Source organism: Lentilactobacillus fungorum (assembly GCF_016860605.1).
GTDB classification, from domain to species: Bacteria; Bacillota; Bacilli; order Lactobacillales; family Lactobacillaceae; genus Lentilactobacillus; species Lentilactobacillus fungorum.
In genome coordinates, this window is the sequence record NZ_BNJR01000004.1 from 220,711 (window position 1) to 241,041 (window position 20,331).

Genomic DNA, 20,331 nt, shown 5'->3' on the forward strand with positions numbered 1-20,331 from the left:
GCGGTTACTTTCTTAACTGATTAACGAGTGATTCGGATGGGTCGACCAATAACGTTTGCTGGTGGTCATAAATGACAAAACCAGGCTTGGTTCCGTTAGGCTTGCGGATATGTCTGACTCTCGTATAATCAACTGGCACTTTAGAAGATTCCCGTGCCTTTGAAAAATAGGCTGCTAAATTAGCTGCTTCGGTTAGGGTATTGTCTGATGGATCAAAACTTCTAATGATAACGTGAGATCCAGGAATATTTTTTGTATGAAGCCAAATTTCGCGTTTATCGGCTGTATGCATGGTGAGCCGTTCATTTTGTAAGTTATTCTTACCAACTAAAATTTCTGTCCCATCCGAAGAAATAAACGTTTCGGGTTTGTTAATTTTTTGCCGCTTGGCTTTTTTCTTTTTACGTCCCTGTTCATGATCCTTGAGATAGTGACCTTGTTCTAATTCAAAGCGGATATCAATTAAATCTTCTGGTTGGGCAATTTCAATTTGGGATTGAATATTTTCGAAATAATCAATTTCTTGTTCCGTTAGTTGAATCTGTTCATTAAGATATTTAACCGCGTTTTTGAGCTTTTGATATCGTTTAAAATAACGCTGCGCATTTTCTGAGGGAGATAATTGAGTTGAAAGTTTAATCTTAAGTGGGGTATTATTTGCATAGTAGTTTGGCAATTCGATTGTGGCCATTCCCCGTTGAAGCTGGTTGAGATAGGTTGTCAAGATTTCACCCTTAATTCGATACTCATCGGCATTCTCCGTTTCTGCCATATCTCGTTTCAGTCGCTTTAGTTTTGTGCGGTTTTTCTTTAGCTGTTTTTTAACGACTTGAATTAAAACGGCTCCTTGTTCACGAACCCGGTCATGCTGGGCCCGTTTTGCATAATAATGGTCCAGAAGTTCACTCAAGGTTGGATAAAGTTGATTTTTAATTGCACCTGGATAAGGAAATGCGGTAAAATTAATCTTGTTATTAGCAAGATTGCTTAACGTTGGCTTTGGTGTATTAAATTGATCAAAGAATCGTTTAAAATTGGCTGCTGGCTTGCCACTTTGATGTAAATAACTTGCTAGTGCCAAAGATGTATCTTTGCCCAATCCTTGGAGCCCTTTTCGAAGGTTAGTGGCAAGAACGTCAACGTTTGGAAATTCGGTCATCAAGTTGGTAATATCTTCAAAGGTCGTTTTCTTGAACGGGTCTTGCACATCTTGCTTGGGTGGCTCGATGTAAGTTGCCCCTGGAAGCAAAAGGCGGTACCGGTTAACATCTGCCCCAACATGTTTGATTGCATCAATAATCTTACCGTTCTTTTGGTCAATCAAAATAATATTACTGTGTCGAGCCATCATTTCAATGCTTAGGCATAACGCTGTTTGATCGCCCAGTTCATTTCGAGAAGTGAACAAGAAATTCAGTACCCGGTCATTATCTAGTTGTTGTACGTCAACTAAAATTGCACCGCTTAGATGTTTTCGCATAATCATGGTAAAGTTGCTAGGGACGCTTGGGTTAACATAGGGGATCTTTGTTAATTGAACCCGGGCGTAAGTGGGGTTCGCTGACAGAAGTAATTGTTGATTTTTACTTTGGGCGCGAATGGTTACGATTAACTCATTAGGATAGGGTTGATTGATCTTGCTTACTCGCCCAGTTTTTAAAGTTGAAGCTAATTCATTTCTCATGGAATGGGTAAAAGAACCATCGAATGACATCTTATCACTCACTTTCATCTAAAATCGCATCTACTAGTATAGCGCACTTCAGCTGCTGATGCGAAGCCTGTTGTTCATTTGTATGTCATTATCATTTAGCGTATACTATTTTTTCGGAGGTCTTTTCAGAATGAAGGATATTCTGCCAGCACTTAATTCTGCTGCTAAAAATCATAAAGCACAATTATTTGCGATTACTAAATCATATGGATTAACCATTTCGGAGTGGAAATTATTGTGTCAGGTGATTGCGGGCAATACGACCCAAGAAGTTTTATCACAAAAAACCAAATTAGACATTTCCACTCTGTCTCGACAATTGAAACGATTAGTTGAAAAAGAGATGTTAAAAAAGACCGCCGTTGGCAAAGATAAGCGTCAATTGATTTATAATGTCACTCAAAAGGGAATCGATTCGAGTACATATGTTCAAGAAAGACTTGATAAGTTGACTGAACAAATCTTTAGCCATTGGACTGATGAAGAAAAGAATCTCTTAAAAATTTTAATTAACAGACTCGAACAAAGCCTCAGCAGAATATAAGAACGAGCAGGTGGATTTAATGAAGATTGCGATTGTAACGGATAGCACAGCGTATTTAACTGACGAAGAGCGACAGAAGTATCACATTACAGTGGTACCAATCCCGGTCATTATCGATGGCAAAGAATACAAAGAGGGGATTGATTTAACGACAACCGAATTTTATCAGAAATTAAAAACGGCCAATTCTTTTCCCAGCACTTCCCAACCACCAGTAGGTGAAATGATTGAATTATACAATTCACTAGCTGACAAGGGTTATGACACTGTAATCAGCATTCACTTGGCAAGTACAATTTCTGGTTTCTATAATTCATTAGAGCAGATTGCGCCATCAATTCAAAATATCAAAGTCATTCCATATGATTCCAAAATTACGGTTAAATTAATGGGATACTTAGCTATTCAAGCTAGTAAGATGGCCAGCTTGAATCGAACAGCCGAACAAATTATTGCCTATTTAGACGACTTACGCTCAACGATTGATGAACTATTCGTTGTCGATGACCTTCAAAATTTAGTTCGGGGCGGTCGATTATCTAATGCGTCGGCTTTTATTGGCGGCATCCTTAAAATTAAGCCGTTGTTGACTTTCGATGATCAAAGTAACGAAATTGTTGCCTTTGAAAAGATTCGTTCTCGAAAAAAGGCTTTAAAACGGGTCGAAACGCTTTTTGCGAATGCTGAACAAAAGGCAACTTATCCCCTCAGAGCACTGGTCATTAATGGCAATGACCCTAAGGCCGGTAACGAGTGGGCAAGCAAAATACACGAACTTTATCCACAAATGAAAATTGAGCAAAGTTACTTTGGCCCAACGATTGGAACGCATTTGGGCGACAAGGCTCTAGCCCTTGCCTGGCTTCGGGACTTTGATCAGGACAAACTATAAAACATAACGATTATTAAAAGCAATCACTTAATGTTCGGAAAAAGACCGGCAAAACGATTGCTTTTTTTGTTTAATATGGTAAACTTTAGGGGTTGTATCATTTAAATTATGGGGTAGGATTCAATGCGTTAAGTGTCGAAGGAACGGAATGTGAACTTCGGACGAAAAATGACGAGCTTCGACTTGTTCGCCATTTGCGGTATTGTTTCCGCATTCGCCATTTTATTTAGAACCTCTAAATATTGGTGAGCTCCTTTAGAGGAGATGTCGGGATCATGAAGTCAGTATCATTAGGTTTTCGGAAGTTACGAACGGTTGACGTCGTTGTTTTAGGTGTTTTGATGGCGTTAGCGTTAATTTTAGGTCGACTAACAGTTGGCACACAATTTTTAAGGTTAAGCTTTGGCTTTATCATGATTGCCATCACCAGTTATCTATACGGTCCGCTATGGTCTGCCACAACGGCTGCGTTAGGGGATATTATTGGAACCCTTATTTCGGGTAGTCCGTATTTCCCAGGGTTTACCGTTTCTGCAATTTTAGGAGCAGCTATCTATGGCGTTTTCTTTTATGATAAGCAGATTAGCTGGCAACGGGTTATTTTTTCTCAGTTACTCATTGCTGTCTTGGTAAACACAGTTTTGAATACGCTCTGGTTAACCGTTATGTATCAAACCCCGTTCTTCGGGTTATTGCCGGTTCGTTTGTTAAAGGAAATTATCATGACGCCGATCCAAATTGCGATCCTTTATTTTGTCTTGAATTCAAAAACATTTCAAACGATTAAGGACCGGCTTTTAAATTAGTTAACAAAAGCGACACGCTGGATATGATCAATATCTAAACGGGCCGCTTTTTGTCGTATACTTTTTTCAAAGGAAGATGACCAAATGTACACAATTAAATTAAACAACATGCAATTTCACAGCCATATTGGGGTGTTACCGGCAGAAAAAGTCGTTGGCCAAGCACTGCAGATTGACCTGATTACGGTCATTAATGCGGACCCTCAAAATGATCAGTTAGAAAGTACCGTTTCATATGGGGATTTTTATCAGCAAGTTGCGCAAATCGTTTCAAGTAAGCAGGTTGATTTACTTGAAACTTTGGCGCAAACCATTTTGGAACGAATTAAGTCATTGGACCCACGGATTGGCAAGACAACCGTTCGAATCAGGAAATTAGCCCTTCCAATCGATGGGGTCATTGATAATGTGGAAATAGAAATGGAGCGTTCGTAATGGAAACTGTTTACTTGAGTTTGGGAAGCAATATTGGCAATCGCCAGCAGTATATCAAAACTGCTATTAAACGATTAGGAGCGGATCCACAAATCATGATCGAGCAGGTGGCCGCGTTTTACGAAACTGCTCCAGTGGGAAACGTTTCACAACGAGCCTTTTTGAATACGGCCGTTCGTCTTTTAACAACCCTTAGTCCACAAAAGTTACTGAAGTTAATTCATCAAATTGAACAACAACTGCATCGAACCCGCAAGATCCATTGGGGGCCACGGACATTAGATATTGACATTATTTTTTATGGGGATCAGACAATTAAAAGTGCTGATCTGCAAGTTCCCCATCCAGAAACATTTAACCGGCGATTTGTCTTGGTGCCACTAATGGAATTAATCGATCAATCGTTTCCATATTATCATCAACTCGCTTCAGCAATTAACCAAATTGACGCCAATGAGCAGCCCCTAAAGAAGGTGCCAGCGACTGATGGGCATGATCAAGATCCAGTTGCCGAATCAGTTAAGACTATATTGACAGCGATTGGTGATGATCCAACCCGCTCCGGACTGGTCGAAACACCAGATCGAGTCAGTCGGATGTATCAGGAAATTTTTTCATCAATCGGATTGGAAGATTTCACTGATTACAAACTATTTCATTCAGCGGACTTAGATCAATCAAAAATGGTTATGATGAAGCAAATTCCATTTTATTCAATGTGCGAACATCATATGATGCCTTTTTGGGGAACGGTTAGTGTAGCCTATCTGCCCAATAACGGAACAATTATTGGGCTAAGCAAGATCCCGCGATTAGTTGATTTTGTTTCCCATAAATTAACGTTACAAGAAGCATTAACTGACGAAATCAGTGACCAATTAAATAAAATTTTGACACCAAAAGGAGTCGCGGTTGTGGTTGATGCGCGTCATATGTGTGTTGAAATGAGGGGGGTCAAAAAGACAGGGTCGACAACTAGAACCGTTCGCTTCTCTGGCAAATTTAGTGACAGTGTGGCTTACCAGAATGAATTTTTAAGCGCATTAAGGTGATTTAACAATGAAAACACAACCATTTTCAACTTTTCTATACGATCAAGGTGATCGAATTGCTTTATTAAAGAAGTTGTTACGCCACTTAGATGATCCCGACCGGGCATTTCTAATTATTCACGTTTGTGGGACTAATGGTAAGGGATCGACCGCCATGATGATCAATGCTTGTTTAACAACCCTCGGTTTTCGAGTTGGTTTATTTACAAGTCCTTTCATTGGCAATCTAACCAATAGCATTCAAATCAATAACCAGCCAATAAAATCAGCCGATCTACAAGCCGCTTTAGCGCAACTTGAACAGCTGATGAAAACTCCTGAATTTGCGCATCAACAACTATCTGAGTTTGAAGCTCAATTTCTAGCAGCGATGAATTACTTTGCGACACAACAAGTTGACTGGGTCGTTTTAGAATGCGGCTTAGGCGGTGAACTTGATGCGACGAATGCAGTGACCACAACGGCATATTCAGTTTTTACTGAGATTGGTATGGATCACGTGGGAATTTTAGGCAATACCCTCGAAGAAATTGTGACAACCAAATCAAAAATTATTCGTCCTGGTAATACGACCATTATTGGACGCCAACACACCAAGGTTGTGAACCAAATTATCGAGAATGAAGCCGACCGCAAAAAAGCAACGATCATTGACGTTGCGAGTTCTGTTCAAGTCAGCCCATTTCACCTGAGTGATTCCGTAATTCATTTTCAAGTTGGTCAAGATAAAGGCCAATTTAGATTTGGACTGACAGCCAGTTATCAACTTGAAAATGTGCAAACAGTGATCGCATGGTTGGCTCATTTCTTAAAAGCTCAGCGGTTATCAATTAAACCTGATTACATTCTCAATCAGGCACTCTCAAACTTGACCATTCCAGGCCGATTTGAAACAGTTAACCATGATCCACTAGTTATCGTTGACGGCGCGCATAATCTCGACGGCATAACCGCGTTTGTTGAAACGGTTAATCAAATTTTTCCTCTCCAGGATAAATTGATTGTCGTTGGCTTCTTGAAGGATAAGAATTATTCAGGAGCCGTTCGAGAATTAACGACCATTCCGCACGCTAATTTTATTGTGACCGAACCGCAACATCCTACCAGAAAATTGGCCGCTAGCGAACTACAACGCTCAATTAAAGAAGTGGCCGGGATCGATTCAACCATCATCAATCATCCAATCACGGCAATTAATACCGCAATGAACCAATTGCAATCAGCTAAACACGCACTCGTGTTGGTGGTTGGCTCCTTTTATTTACTGAATCCTATCAGAAATTATCTTAACAAACAGGAGGGCACTCATCATGAATAACCAAGCAAGTAGCCAAGCAAGCAACCACTTTACCGGCCCCAATTTTGATTTTGACCTTAACCAATCGCCAATTATTTATTCGATTCTTAATCTGACACCGGATTCGTTTTACGATGGCGGGGTCAATTCTAGTATTGATAAAGTGCTCAATCGAATCGAAGTGGAAAGGAGCTACGGTGCATCCGTTTTTGAGCTCGGAGGGAAATCTTCCAAACCACATTTTGATGATATTAGTGCCGAGGCCGAATGGGCAAGAATCGCCCCTTATTTAAACGCAATTCAAAAGCGATTCCCCGATATTGTTTTAGCCTTGGATTCCAATACCAACGAAGTAATCGAACGGGCATTAAAATCCGGCATTCAAATCATTAACGATATTGACGGCTTTAATTCGCAAACTAAGTTAGAATTAGTTGCCAAATACAAGCCTGCGGTGGTCAGCATGTTCAATGGCCGAAATTTTAATGAAAAACCGGAAACCTTAAATCAGATAATGGCCGATTTCTTTACCCATACAATAAGTGATCTAACAGCATCAGGGCTTCAAAAAACAAACATTGTTCTTGATCCGGGGGTAGGCTTTTCCAACCACAACACATTAGCCCTCGACATTATTAAAATGCAGTTTACCAAGCAGATGACCCGTTACCAGACACCGATCATGATTGCAATTTCGCGGAAGAGTTTTTCTAAACAATTATTTAATTTGGAATCGGCCGATGACCGACTCATCCCAACACTACTTTTTGAATCACTGATGACGGTTTTGGGCGGCCGCGTTATTCGAGTGCACGATGTCAAGGAAACTGAGTGGCTAATTAAGACATTTAACTTATTAAAAACACAATTAGTAAACTAATTCAAAGGACACGCCAATCCAGAGGAGGTTTAAAATGGCTGAATCGACAGTATTGCTTCATACAATCATGACCAAACTCATTGAATTGGAGCAGGCAAATTTTCCTTGGGCATCTTGTGATAAAATTGACAGGTTGAAACACCTACTATTAGTCCATGCACCTGAATTGCGAAACCGTCGTTCGCAGCTTCATCTTTCCGCAAGTGCTTTAGTTTTTTGTCATCAAACCGCCTTTTTTATTCGCCATCCGTATTTAAAGACGACCTTATTACCAGCAGGTCACGTTGAACCAAATGAATTGCCGGCAGCATGTGCTCAGCGGGAATTTCACGAAGAAACCGGTTATCAATTGCAGCCTAACGGTGGTCGGTTAATTGACCTGAATTTAATCTCAATTCCGGCTAATCCAATTAAAGGTGAGGGGGCGCACCAGCATATTGATTTTAGATTTAACTTTAACTTGTTGAACGATCTTCAAGACAAACCCGAATTGCCAGTATTTTGCTTACCAAAAACGCAAGCGCCTAAGGAATTTGCCCGCTACTTTGACCTAATTTTAAGGTGAATAATGATGAAGAATTACCGAGTATACAATGCGACCAGTCATCAATTTCCGATTGTCATTGACCTGCCACACAGTGGAACGTTTGTTACCGAGTCAATGACCAATCAATTGCTGCCAACCGCTGTTTTGGCCAATACGGATTGGTTTTTAAGGGAGTTATACGATTTCTTACCACAAATGGGACTGACCGTTATAGAAAACAATTTAAGTCGTTATGTGATTGATCCTAATCGAGATTCAAAGGCTGAAGTGAGCGGCAATTATTATCACTTGATTTATGAACAAAATACGTTTGGCCACCAACTATACCAAACGCCATTGACAAGCCAGGAGATCAATCATCGAATTGTGCACTTTTATCAACCTTATCATCAACAGCTTCAACAATTATTAGCAGATAAATTAGCGGTTTTTGATCAAGTGCTATTAATTGATTTGCACAGTTTTGCTGAATATACCCATCCGTCAGTTGGGAAAACAGCGGATGTTGTTTTAGGAAATAACTGGGGGCAAACGAGTTCGTCAGCGCTATTTTGTTATTTCCAAACGCTTTTTCAGAGTCAATCTTATCGTGTTGACAACAATTTTCCATTTCGAGGAGGCTATATCACCCGGTATTATGGCGATCAACCCGGTATTCAGGCCCTTCAAATTGAATTACGTTATAATCAATATATTCAAAAGCGCTATTTTGGTGAAGAAATGATTGATTCCTGGGAACCCAGTGTTTTCAACGATGCTAAACAACGACTTGAGTTTATTTTTCAAAAATTAGCAGCAGACCTCATTACGAAACGTTTGAGGTTAACTTGATTGCTTCGTTAGTGTTAGCGAATGTAAAATTAAAGAAGGGTGATTAAATGATCAAAAAGGCCAATGAACTTGTTGGTATTCGCAAAATGACAGTGACAGACTATCCTGATGCTTATGCACTTTGGAAAGTAACACCTGGCATGAACTTGCGTGAGTTTGATGATAGCTTCAAAGAAATTAGTCGATTAATTCAGTTCAATCCTGATTTTTGCTTTGTTGCAGAACAGAATCATCAACTAATTGGCACAATTTTAGGGGCTACGGATGGTCGTCGCGGTCGAATTTATCACTTAGCAGTTGCTAAAACAGCTCAGCGTCAAGGAATCGGGACCAAGCTCGTAAACTTAGTGATTGAGCGTTTACGGGAAGTAGGAATTTCCAAAATATCAGCGACAGTCATGAAACATAATCACGCTGGCGCGGCATTCTGGCAAAAATTAAAATTTAGTGAACGTTTAGAAATTGAAACCTTCACTAAAATTATTTAAAGTGCATTAAATTCTTGCATTTAAGTCGCAACCATGATTAAATGGCGGTGTTCAAACGGATTTTAAAAATGTGATAAAAAGAGGTTACTTACTTATGAAAGCTGCCGTTTTAACCGAATATGGTAAGACCCCAGAATACCGAGATTTCCCTGAACCCGAAGTCGCCAATGACCAGCAACTATTGGTTTCACCAAGGGCTTCTTCGATTAAGCAATTAGATATTAGCAAGGCCGCTGGTAACCATTACACAAATTTTGATCCATTACCAGCTGTAATGGGCATGGACGGGGTGGCTGAACTGGATGATGGTACCCGGGTGTATGCGATGGGAATAACTGGTATGATGGCCGAAAAAGCGATCATTGATAAGCGTCATTTTCTAAAGTTACCGGCTGGGTTGGACAATGCTCGAGCGGCAGCTTTGCCGAATGCTTTGATGGGTTCTGATCTTGCTTTAATTGAAAAAGGAAAGATTAAAGAAGGCGACGTGGTCTTTGTTAACGGTGCAACTGGGGCAACTGGCATGATGGCCGTTCAATTGGCAAAGTTTCATGGAGCCGCAACAGTTATTGCAACTGGACGCAATCAGCAAACGCTTAATCGCCTTAAATCAATTGGTGCGGATATGACAATCTCACTTAGTCAACCAGATGACCAAGTGATTAAGATGGTCATTTCTGCTTATGAGAAAGCGCCATTTGATACAATTATTGATTATCTTTGGGGCCATCCGGCAGAATTAGTTTTGGAAGCAATTCGAAGACTAACGTTGGCAAGGCGGTTAACTTATATTACAGTTGGTGGCATGGCAAGCGCAGCAATATCTTTGCCGTCGCAAATTTTGCGTAGTAAAAACATTGTACTAATTGGTTCAGGAATTGGTAGTTTTTCAGCTAAGGTTTTTCAAAGTTACTTAAGCAACAACTTACCGGTGTTGTTTGAATACGCTGCAAATGATCACTTATATATGAATTTAAATGTTTTTCCATTATCGCAAGTTGCAACTGCTTGGTCATCGACAGGACGCTCAGTTATTATGATTTAATGAATGTAATTAAAAAGTCACTAACTGAAAAAATTCAGTGGTGACTTTTTAATAGGTTGGACCAACGTTCAAAGAAGTAGAGTAGTAGACTAAATTGGATTAAAGGATCAGTTTTAAATTTTACTTTACATAATATATATTATGCGAAGAATGCAAAAAATCCAAAAAAGCAATGCGCGTTGACGTTCAATCATAATCATCAACGCGCATTGCTTAAATTAAAACCAGCATATTCGAATTTAATACTAATCAATCCAATCTTTTGGTTTAACCGGCTTCAGCTTTAAACCCGGTTATGGCTGATGGCAAATCTTTAGAATCATCCGTTTCGCTTATTGTTTGGGGATTATCCAGCTTAGCAATCAAAATATGACGCTGAACGCGTTTTTCAACTGGTGGCAGCTTCATGTAGTTGCCATAAAGCCGTTTCAAGTACGAATCATATCCTGCTAATACTGGTACCTGCAAATTCTCAAATGGTAACTTAATCAAACGATGGATTTCATTTGGCATAATGAGTTCCTTGCCATATGCATACGGTGAAGATAAATTCACATACGGCAAACCCGGTTGATCATTGTATTGGGTCATGACACGTAACCGTAGTTTGTAAAGCTGTTGTAGACTCATTTGGGTATATGGGCGCTCGGCAACACCATTACTTGTGGCTTCTGGATAAAATCGACGTCGAATTTCGTTTAAAATATTTTGCAAAATATGACGCTGTTTAAATTGTTGCTGCTTTTTTGCTGGTAATTTATCAAACGGAAAAACATCAATAAAAATACCATTGTGGGCTTTCGCTTCTTCACGGCCGCGTTCTAGAATTTGAGAATCACGTGTCATTACTTTAGCAAAATCATATTCATAGCGCGGGTTTAATCGGTTTTGTTCCACGATATAGTTTGTTGTCGCTAATTCAGTTGGTGCAACTCGCAAAAACTTCTCAAAATCCTGACGCGTTAAACCAATATCAATATCATCGTCCCATGGAATAAACCCATGATGACGAACGGCACCAATTGCGGAGCCGCCAGTCATAAAATAGTTGATCCGGTATTTTAAACTCAGCTGGGTCACTTTTTGTAAAATATCCAACTGGATGCCATGAATTTGTTTCATATCAATCATCATAGGAAAGCCCCCTTAAATCAGTATTAATTCAATCTCATCTGAAAACCTCTTTTAACTATTTTTTATTCGTCAAACCTAGTCTATTAAGTTTAAAGAAACAGGTCAAATATTTAGTCTTTATTTATACAAATTTATGTCAATTTTTGATATAATATAACTTAATAAAATTAGTGTTTTATCTAGTTATCAGCGAATTAAAATAGGGTTCCCTCGTTTTTTCTATCAATTCAGCTAACCATTATTCTTACAAATCTTAAACTTTAAGGTGATTATTAATGCGAAAAACAGCTTATATTTCTAATAACGAACAACTTGTCCAGCAGATGCCCACCTACGTTCACGACTATTATCTGGAAAAATCAACTGTCCCACTATCGCCGGCGACGCTGTACCAGTACCTAAGTGAATTTAAACGATTCTTCACTTGGATGATCGAGACTAAAATTACCACCGCCACGACAATTAAGCAAATTTCACTTGATGAACTTGCTCACTTTTCAAAGCAGGACATGGAGCTTTATAAGTCATTTCTTCTCAATCGTGGTAAACAAACGGCTAAAGCCCCTCAAGGAACGCTCGCTCACCAAACTGTCAATCGTTCGTTGAACGCCCTAAGTGCGCTTTTTCGATATTTAACTGAAGAATCTGAAAACGAGAATGGTGAACCCTATTTTTATCGAAACGTGATGAAAAAAATTGCGTTGGTTCCCGATAGTGAAACCTATCAAACACGAGCTCATAACATTAAAGATCAACTCATGCTTGGTGAGTCGGACGTTGACTACTTAAACTTCATTTTGAATAATTATCCAAAGCAGTTGCGTGGTAAACGGCTGCTTAAAATGTATCAGCGGGATCGGGAACGGGACGTTGCCATCAATGCCTTAATGCTGGGGACTGGCATTCGGGTTTCTGAGTTGACTAACGCCAACCTTGCCGACTTAAGCATTAAAAAAGCGACCATTTCGGTTCTTAGAAAAGGCGGCAAACGAGATTCAGTCCCAATTGCTGACTGGGTTTTACCTTACATCAAACCCTACTTAGCGATTCGGCACAGTCGCTACCTTGCAAATAAAACCACCCCTGCCCTTTTTCTTACGAAAGGGGCAAGGCTGCCGCGGCGAATTTCAACCGCAACCGTCGAATTACTAGTTGCTAAATATTCTCAAGCCTTTAATCACGTTCGAATTACTCCGCACAAGCTGCGGCATACCCTCGCGTCCAAATTATATCTGGAAACCAATAATGAGCACTTGGTAGCAACTCAGCTTGGGCAAACTTCGACGAAAGCAACTGGCCTCTATACGCACATCGTCGATACTCGGCAAAAGGAAGCCTTAGACGAACTTCATAAAAACCATGATCAAAGTTAGACCGAAGCTACTTCATAACCGTTATCTATAATTGCCCAGCAGGCAAGCCGCAGTCTACCCCTCAATCGTTTTGCCAGTTTAACGTTTCACTTTATTTTATTTATTGCTGGCATTGCTATACGCCAACCACATTTTTGACTGCACTTTTGAAAACGGCGTGTTTTCAAATTCACTTGTTGGAATCCAGTTACCGGAAAAGAAACTCAAATCAGCATCCGCAGACAAACGGCTGCTTAATAACGTAATTTGCCATTTTTGATGCGTAAACGTATGGCTAACTGGTTTACTAGGAACTTTTGTTAAGTGAAGCGATAACCCGCTTTCGGAGTGAAATTGTTTCTCCAAAGCTTGAATTAACGAAGTTTCTGTCATTGATTCATCAGCAGCAAGTGCTGATTTATTGAATAACGGAAACATCCAAAATCCCGCCAGGATTCCCTTAGCTGGGCGTTTTTCAAATAAATATCCTTGGTTAGAGTGGATCACTAAACCAAAATAATCGACTGGAACGGGACGCTTCTTTTTAGTTTTTACCGGATAATGAGCTTCAACACCATCTAAATAGGATTGATTAAACGCTTTTACTGGTGACTTGGCCGTTTCATAGTTTGTTGCCGTCATATAGCTAGCGCCTAGGTCCATAATTGCTTGGTTAAAATCGCCCGGGCGCTCCTTAGAAATAATCCGATTAATCACCTTCTCAAAAACTTTTCGAGTTTGAGGCTTGGCAATATCATCGTCAATTTCTAATAGGCGTGAAAAGACTCGAAACGCATTCCCATCGACAGCGGCTACCGGTTGATTAAAGGCAATGCTAGCAATAGCGCCAGCTGTGTATGGGCCGATTCCGCTTAATTGCTGAAGTTCATGGACGTCTGTTGGCCAATGCCCCTGATAATCATCCACAAGTTGTTGAGCAGCTCTTTGCAAATTTCGGGCCCTTGAATAGTAGCCCAGGCCTTCCCAAGCCTTCATGAGTTCAGTTTCCTCAGCGTTAGCTAAAGATTGAACCGTGGGAAATTGCTTCATGAATCGCTGATAATAAGGAATAACCGTCTGGACTTGGGTTTGCTGCAGCATGATTTCTGATATCCAGACGTGGTATGGATCGTGATCCTGTCGCCATGGAAGATCGCGTTTGTTCTGGTCATACCAGTTAAGTAATGTTTTTTGAAATGCGCGAACCTTTTCTTCGGACCAGTTAATCATGTAAGTTACCTCCTGTGTGTCTAAAAATGATCAAGGCCCAAAGTCGAATTCGATTTAACCAATCTGTAAGTTTTGATTAAATCGAGTTCGCTTGACCCACTATCCTAAAAATTAGTTGAGTCACTTAGAAAGGGTTAAATAAGTTTAATATCGTTGCCAAAACGGTTTGGATTTTAAATTCCCAACTCACCGACCTAATTAAGTTACGATTATGTAATAAAAAACAGCAGCTCATCACCATAAGTGGTCTGCTGTTTTAGTGTATCTTATCTATCTTTATTTCTGCCAATTTTGCTTGATAAAAGCTTCTCGACCACCCATTTCTTCCATTTGATAACGCAATGGATTCTTTTTATAGAATTCTTGATGTTCTTCTTCCGCAGGGTAAAACGGCTTGGCATCCTCAATTTGAGTGACAATTGGGTCATCAAATTGGCCACTAGCAGCCAAAGCTTGCTTTGATGCCTCGGCAATTTGTCGTTGAGCTTCATCTTCCACAAAAATAACCGGCCGATAGTTATCACCACGGTCTTGAAATTGGCCCATTGCATCTGTGGGGTCTGTTTGGTGCCAATAGATTTCTACTAATTGTTTATAACTAATCACCTCAGGGTCAAAAGTGATTTTAACAGCCTCTGTGTGCCCCGTCGTGTGGCTAGCTACTTGTTCATACGTTGGATTGGGAACATGGCCACCCGTATAACCGGAGATCACCTTCTTAATTCCCGGCATCGTATCAAAAGGTTTAACCATACACCAGAAACAACCGCCTGCAAATATTGCTGTATCTTCCATTTTATTCACCTCGTTTAAATAAGTTAAGGTAATCGCCATAACCGGCAGCAGCCATTTGGTCAACTGGAATAAATTTTAATGCTGCCGAATTGATGCAATATCGTTGGCCACCCTGCTCTTTTGGCCCATCAGGGAATACGTGACCTAAGTGTGATTGGGCTTCTTTACTTGTCACTTCTTCTCTAATCATCCCGTGGGAGGTATCCAAGTGACGGGTCACGTTTGCACTAGCAATCGGTTTGGTAAACGAAGGCCAACCACAACCGGCGTCATACTTATCAGTTGAAGAAAAAAGCGGTTCGCCGCTCACAACATCCACGTAGATACCATCCTGATAGAAGTTGTCATACTGACCAGTAAAAGGGGCTTCAGTTGCCCGCTGTTGCGTCACGGCGAATTGTTCTGGCGTCAATTTTGCTTTAAGTTCTTCTTGATCCATTAACGATCCCTCCATCTAATTCCAGGTCAAACCAGCGACTAAATTGAGTTGCACACAACTTAGTTTTTATTATAAAGATCATGGCTGTCCTTGTAAATTAAAAATGACTTTTTAATTGGCAATTGTTCTAAAGTGGTCCTAATGCGGCAAGAAATTACTGCAACTATCGTTTTTTAACTTATGAGACCACCAGTTTTAACCAGCAATTCTTCCCTGACTCAAGTAATGTTTTTAAGAAGTTTTGCTAATTAAGGCGATAAATGAATCATTCCCATTGGAACAATCGATTTATCGCCTTAAAATCTCTTGAAGCTAGTCAAATATGACTATTTATTTTACAATCTAGGTTTTATTAGCTCACAAGTTAGCTTAATGCTTCGTTTAGTGGTGGAACAACTTGCTTCTTTCGAGAAACGACCCCTGGCAATGACATGGTTGCATCTTGGCTGAGCTTATTGTTAAATGCCTTTTCAACGGCTTCAACTGGATCGCCGACAACAATCAGTCTGGAATCGCTATTCAAAACGTTGGTAACTAATACTAAGAATAGGTCATAGTTCTTATCCTGAGCCTCTGTTGCCATTGCGTTCTTAATATCATCTTGACGCTTATCAATGTCTTCAAAATCGACCACATTAATTTGATCGATTCGGACATTTTTGCCGCCCATTGTAAAGGACTTTGCATCCGAATCAATTAATTCTTGATCGCTTTTAGCGGCAACGTTTGTCCCTGCTTTTAGCATTTCGATACCGTATTTCTCGTAATCGATATCGGCAATTTCTGCTAACGTCTTAACTGCAATTCTATCTTTGTCGGTAGTTGTTGGGGATTTCAATAAAAGTGTGTCAGAAATAATAGCCGAAAGCATCAATCCAGCCAATTGTACGGGGATATCAATTTTGTTTTCATCAAACATTTCCGTCAAGATCGTGCTGCAGCAGCCTACCGGTTCGGCCCGATAATAAAGTGGTTGATCAGTTCGGAAATTAGAAATTCGATGATGATCAACAACATGTGTAATTGTTAAATCTTTGATATCACTCACGCTCTGTTGAAATTCATTGTGGTCAACCAGCATAACCGAATCAACCTCATCTTTGGCTGTTTTGATAATCCGAGGAGTCGGCTCATCAAAATAATTTAAAACAAAGGCCGTTTCAGCATTAGGCTCACCCAAGGCAACGGCTTCCGTATCATAGCCTAGTTGGTTTTGCAGATAGGAATAAGCCTTTGCAGCAACGATTGCATCTGTATCAGGACTTTGATGACCAAAAACTAATTCTTTACTCATTAATATGATCTCCTTTGACAATAATTAATTTATTTTGCTAACCGTGATAAATAATCCTTTTTAGCAAGAAAATCATCAAACTTGCTTAAGAATCTGCCAATTCGTGGAATCTCATTCTTGTTCTTACGATAAACAAACTTGAGATCAAAGCGAATCTTCGGGTCAAATTCTGTCACCCAAATATCGTCATCAGTCATTTTATTCAAGTCTAAATTCAACAAGAACGACTTTGGTAAAGCGGTATTTGTATGTGTGTTAATTGCAAACTTTAAAATTTGTTCCGGCATCGTATAACGAGCCGCTGTTTGCGGAAAATCAACCATTTGATTCTTAAAGGTTTCCCGTAAAGTTTGATTTAAATAATAATCTTCGGGGTACATAACCCATGGACGATCCCCTACATATTTAAGCCGAATTTTTTTCTTATCGGCAAATTTTGGATTATGGTGAATAAACAATAAATCGTCAGAAATAATCTTTTTAGAACTATATGGTTTCCAGTTCTTAATCGATTCATCTGGTAGATACATAATTGCCAAGTCAATCCGGTTGTTTTCTAAGCTCTCCCAGATTTCCTTTCTTGTCAGCATATGGAAGTTAACTTCCAAGTCGGGGTTTTCTTTATACAATTCAAGGGCAAAATCTTCAAAAACTTTAGTTTCGATTGAGGCTAAAATTCCTAAATTAATCTGGCCGGTAGTTGAGCTGGTTGCTTGTTGAATTTCATCAGTCGCATTATTCAATAAATCATAAATCTGATGCGTCGTCTTCAACATGATATAGCCAGCATCGGTCAGCCGTAACTTTTTGCCTACTGAGTAAAATAATGGGGTTCCAACAGTCCGCTCAAGCTTCTTGATCTGTTGGGTCAAAGCAGGTTGCGTGATGCCCAAAATTTGGGCAGCTTGAGTATAGTTCATGGTATCGGTTAGTTGGAGGAAGTACGATAATGTTTTTGATGAAAAAATATTTTCCTGAGTGGTTTTCATTCAGTCTCTCCTTAATGGGCCAATACTGACCATTAGATAATTAATTATTAACTATTACCATTAATGATAATTCGAAATGGCAATACATTCAATTATTATCACTTAATATCAATTAAACTTAACTAATTGATAGTAATTTCAGCTGGCTTTTCTCTAATCTGAGTGGGAACGCCTTCGCTATCAACATCGATAACAAACGATCCATTAGAGTAGCGGCCGCCGAGTGAAAATTCTGCTGGTAAAATGTCATGTGTTCGCTTTCGGTCAGTAACGATTTCTAGCGGCTGATGCTCATCGTTAATCAATGCGAAATCAACCACCCGGTGTGGATGGTTTTTAAGTTCACGCAGAATCATAACCCCTTTTCTAGCCCGGGAGGTCACTGGAATTTCTTTGACGGCTAGTTTTTTAAACGCGCCCCGTTGAGTGACAATTGCAAGTTGGCTATCATCGTCAACTAGCTGTAGGTTGACAACTTGATCATCTGCTCGAAGTGCCATTGATTTAACGCCGGTCGTTCGAGCACCATTAACAGAAACTTCCGGTATTGTATATCGTAAGGCCAGCCCATGTTTTGAAATCAGTAAAATCTGTTTGGCTTGGTCGGCTTCCGTTAAATACTTAACTGAAACCACTCTAGCACCCTCATCCTTTAATTTTTCATACGTATAAGCATGCTTTTTATAAGTTCGCCCTGGTGTCAAGTCACTAAACGCAGTTTGCTTAATATGGCCTTCATCGGTCGCAATTAGAAAATAACCAGGTTCTTTGAGAGAACCAAAGGCAAAGGTTCCGATAATTTCCTCATCCCCGTCTAGTCCAATCGTCTGGGATATATGTTCACCCGTATCTTTCCATTTGACATCGGCAATCTCATAAACCGGCCGATAAATTAAATTCCCCTTACTGGTAAACATTAATAAGTGATCCCGCGCATTTAACTGTTTCATAAAAATCGGGTAATCATCATCTTTTAAGCCGCTTTCAGTAACGGATGCCTTGTAAGAACGAATCGAGCTTCGCTTAATATAGCCATCATGACTGACCATGACCACAACATCTTCGTCTGGTACTAACACATCGGTGCTGATCTTGATGTCTTGTACTTGACTTTGAATTTCCGTTCGTCGGGGGTTACGGTATGTTTTAGCTAATTCCCGTAATTCCCTGGCTAAAACCCGGTTAAGCTCTTTCGGGTTATCCAGAATTTTCTCAAACCCGGCAATTTGTTGGGCCAATTGCTTAGATTCTTTTTCAAGTTGCGTCACATCGGTATTGGTTAGCCGGTAGAGCTGCAAGGCAACAATTGCGTCAGCCTGTTTTTCGGAAAAATCATATGTCTTAACTAAATTATCTCTGGCATCCTTGCGATTCTTGCTGGCCCGAATCGTTTTGATGACTTGATCAAGAATTGATAAAGCTTTAATGAGGCCGTCGACAATGTGTTGGCGGTCCTTAGCCTTTTTCAAATTAAATCGGGTTCGTTTCTCAATAACCTCTTGTTGAAACTTGAGGTAGGCTACCAGAATTCTTTTCAGCGAGAGCCGCTCTGGCCGCATATTATCAATGGCAACCATGTTGAAGTTATAGGAAACCTGTAAGTCAGTATTTTTGAACAAATAATTTAAAATCCCAGTTGAATCAACGTCGCGCTTCAACTCAACGACGATACTTAACCCATTACGATCGCTTTGGTCGCGAACTTCAGCGATCCCATCTACCCGCTTATTTAAGCGAATCTCATCAATGCGTTTGACCAATTGTGCTTTGTTAACTTCGTAGGGAATCTCCGTAATAACAATTTGTGATTTATTTCCCTTTAGTGGCTCAATCGCCGTTTTAGACCGGACAATGATTTTGCCATGACCCGTTGCATAAGCTTTTTTAATGCCGTCAATTCCCTGCACAATTGCGCCGGTTGGAAAATCTGGTCCTTTAACAAATTGCATCAAATCATCTAAAGTCGCGTCTGGATGCTTCTGCAAATACAAAATCGCATCGATCACTTCACCTAAATTATGCGGTGGAATGTCAGTCGCATAACCAGCTGAGATTCCCGTTGAGCCATTAACTAATAAATTGGGGAATCGGGACGGTAAAACCGTTGGCTCATATTCGGTATCATCAAAGTTTAAGACCCAATCGACGGTATCTTTATCAATATCCCGCAACATTTCGCCGGAAATCTTACTTAACCGCGCTTCGGTATACCGCATTGCTGCAGGCGGATCCCCATCCATTGACCCATTATTGCCGTGCATTTGGATCAATGGCTCTCTAACCTTCCAGTCCTGGCTCATGCGAACCAAGGCTTCATAAATGGAACTATCGCCATGGGGATGGAAATTTCCCATGACGTTTCCCACGGACTTGGCAGACTTTCGAAAGGCCTTGTCGTAAGTATTGCCATCCTTATTCATTGCATAAAGGATCCGGCGTTGAACCGGTTTTAAGCCGTCGCGGATATCTGGTAATGCCCGTTCTTGAATAATTGAACGGGAATAGCGGCTGAACCGCTCGCCCATGACATCCTCGAGAGTCAAACTTTCAATTTTACTCAAAGCCGC

20 protein-coding genes and 1 riboswitch are annotated in these 20,331 nt (G+C 40.2%); of the genes, 12 read left to right on the top strand and 8 right to left on the bottom strand.

What is annotated here, in order from left to right:
* Positions 1-4: 4 nt before the first annotated feature.
* A complete protein-coding gene (locus YK48G_RS01145) occupies positions 5-1,714 on the bottom strand; it encodes an NFACT RNA binding domain-containing protein (protein WP_203629106.1) in 1,710 nt (569 codons plus the stop codon).
* Positions 1,715-1,844: 130 nt separating this feature from the next.
* On the opposite strand from YK48G_RS01145, the gene YK48G_RS01150 reads away from it, so the two are divergent.
* The 11 genes from YK48G_RS01150 (at position 1,845) to YK48G_RS01200 (ending at position 10,531) form a co-directional block, all read left to right on the top strand.
* Positions 1,845-2,258, top strand: coding sequence for a MarR family winged helix-turn-helix transcriptional regulator (locus YK48G_RS01150; RefSeq protein ID WP_203628865.1), 414 nt, complete (start codon positions 1,845-1,847; stop codon positions 2,256-2,258).
* Between the two features lie 19 nt (positions 2,259-2,277).
* The gene (fakB, locus tag YK48G_RS01155) at positions 2,278-3,150 is read left to right on the top strand and encodes a DegV family protein (RefSeq protein ID WP_203628866.1); all 873 of its coding nucleotides are present in this window, start codon (positions 2,278-2,280) and stop codon (positions 3,148-3,150) included.
* Positions 3,151-3,257: 107 nt separating this feature from the next.
* A riboswitch (THF riboswitch) is annotated at positions 3,258-3,372 on the top strand.
* 53 nt (positions 3,373-3,425) lie between these two features.
* Positions 3,426-3,956, top strand: coding sequence for a folate family ECF transporter S component (locus YK48G_RS01160; protein ID WP_203628867.1), 531 nt, complete (start codon positions 3,426-3,428; stop codon positions 3,954-3,956).
* Between the two features lie 84 nt (positions 3,957-4,040).
* A complete protein-coding gene (gene folB / locus YK48G_RS01165) occupies positions 4,041-4,391 on the top strand; it encodes a dihydroneopterin aldolase (protein ID WP_203628868.1) in 351 nt (116 codons plus the stop codon).
* On the top strand, positions 4,391-5,443 hold the full coding sequence (folE, locus tag YK48G_RS01170) for a GTP cyclohydrolase I FolE (RefSeq protein WP_203628869.1): 1,053 nt from the start codon (positions 4,391-4,393) through the stop codon (positions 5,441-5,443). Before folB ends, folE begins: the two co-directional genes overlap by 1 nt.
* Before the next feature lie 7 nt (positions 5,444-5,450).
* Positions 5,451-6,761 carry a bifunctional folylpolyglutamate synthase/dihydrofolate synthase gene (locus tag YK48G_RS01175; protein WP_203628870.1) on the top strand — a complete coding sequence of 437 codons (1,311 nt, stop codon included), beginning with the start codon at positions 5,451-5,453 and terminating at the stop codon, positions 6,759-6,761.
* Positions 6,754-7,620, top strand: coding sequence for a dihydropteroate synthase (gene folP, locus YK48G_RS01180; protein WP_203628871.1), 867 nt, complete (start codon positions 6,754-6,756; stop codon positions 7,618-7,620). Before YK48G_RS01175 ends, folP begins: the two co-directional genes overlap by 8 nt.
* Before the next feature lie 34 nt (positions 7,621-7,654).
* Positions 7,655-8,185 (top strand): NUDIX domain-containing protein, encoded by a 531-nt coding sequence (locus YK48G_RS01185; protein WP_373300130.1) that lies wholly within the window; start codon positions 7,655-7,657, stop codon positions 8,183-8,185.
* A 3-nt stretch (positions 8,186-8,188) separates the two neighbouring features.
* Entirely contained in the window at positions 8,189-8,998 is an 810-nt protein-coding gene (locus YK48G_RS01190; protein WP_232365241.1) for an N-formylglutamate amidohydrolase, read from the top strand.
* 47 nt (positions 8,999-9,045) lie between these two features.
* Positions 9,046-9,486 (top strand): GNAT family N-acetyltransferase, encoded by a 441-nt coding sequence (locus YK48G_RS01195; RefSeq protein ID WP_203628872.1) that lies wholly within the window; start codon positions 9,046-9,048, stop codon positions 9,484-9,486.
* A 94-nt stretch (positions 9,487-9,580) separates the two neighbouring features.
* Positions 9,581-10,531, top strand: coding sequence for a quinone oxidoreductase family protein (locus YK48G_RS01200; RefSeq protein ID WP_203628873.1), 951 nt, complete (start codon positions 9,581-9,583; stop codon positions 10,529-10,531).
* Between the two features lie 267 nt (positions 10,532-10,798).
* On the opposite strand, the gene YK48G_RS01205 is transcribed toward YK48G_RS01200, so the two are convergent.
* On the bottom strand, positions 10,799-11,665 hold the full coding sequence (locus YK48G_RS01205) for a LicD family protein (RefSeq protein ID WP_203628874.1): 867 nt from the start codon (positions 11,663-11,665) through the stop codon (positions 10,799-10,801).
* A gap of 275 nt (positions 11,666-11,940) precedes the next feature.
* Between YK48G_RS01205 and xerS the strand changes: the two genes are divergently transcribed.
* Complete coding sequence (gene xerS / locus YK48G_RS01210; RefSeq protein WP_203628875.1) at positions 11,941-13,038, top strand: tyrosine recombinase XerS; 1,098 nt, start codon at positions 11,941-11,943, stop codon at positions 13,036-13,038.
* A 96-nt stretch (positions 13,039-13,134) separates the two neighbouring features.
* On the opposite strand, the gene mutY is transcribed toward xerS, so the two are convergent.
* From mutY to parC, 6 genes are all read right to left on the bottom strand, one after another.
* Entirely contained in the window at positions 13,135-14,247 is a 1,113-nt protein-coding gene (gene mutY, locus YK48G_RS01215; RefSeq protein WP_203628876.1) for an A/G-specific adenine glycosylase, read from the bottom strand.
* 276 nt (positions 14,248-14,523) lie between these two features.
* Positions 14,524-15,042, bottom strand: coding sequence for a peptide-methionine (S)-S-oxide reductase MsrA (gene msrA, locus YK48G_RS01220; RefSeq protein WP_203628877.1), 519 nt, complete (start codon positions 15,040-15,042; stop codon positions 14,524-14,526).
* 1 nt (position 15,043) lies between these two features.
* Positions 15,044-15,481 carry a peptide-methionine (R)-S-oxide reductase MsrB gene (msrB, locus tag YK48G_RS01225; protein ID WP_203628878.1) on the bottom strand — a complete coding sequence of 146 codons (438 nt, stop codon included), beginning with the start codon at positions 15,479-15,481 and terminating at the stop codon, positions 15,044-15,046.
* Positions 15,482-15,845: 364 nt separating this feature from the next.
* Positions 15,846-16,775 carry a manganese-dependent inorganic pyrophosphatase gene (locus YK48G_RS01230; RefSeq protein ID WP_203628879.1) on the bottom strand — a complete coding sequence of 310 codons (930 nt, stop codon included), beginning with the start codon at positions 16,773-16,775 and terminating at the stop codon, positions 15,846-15,848.
* Between the two features lie 29 nt (positions 16,776-16,804).
* Complete coding sequence (locus YK48G_RS01235; protein WP_203628880.1) at positions 16,805-17,764, bottom strand: LysR family transcriptional regulator; 960 nt, start codon at positions 17,762-17,764, stop codon at positions 16,805-16,807.
* 122 nt (positions 17,765-17,886) lie between these two features.
* Positions 17,887-20,325, bottom strand: a complete 2,439-nt coding sequence (gene parC, locus YK48G_RS01240; protein WP_203628881.1) for a DNA topoisomerase IV subunit A — start codon at positions 20,323-20,325, stop codon at positions 17,887-17,889.
* Positions 20,326-20,331: the final 6 nt, after the last annotated feature.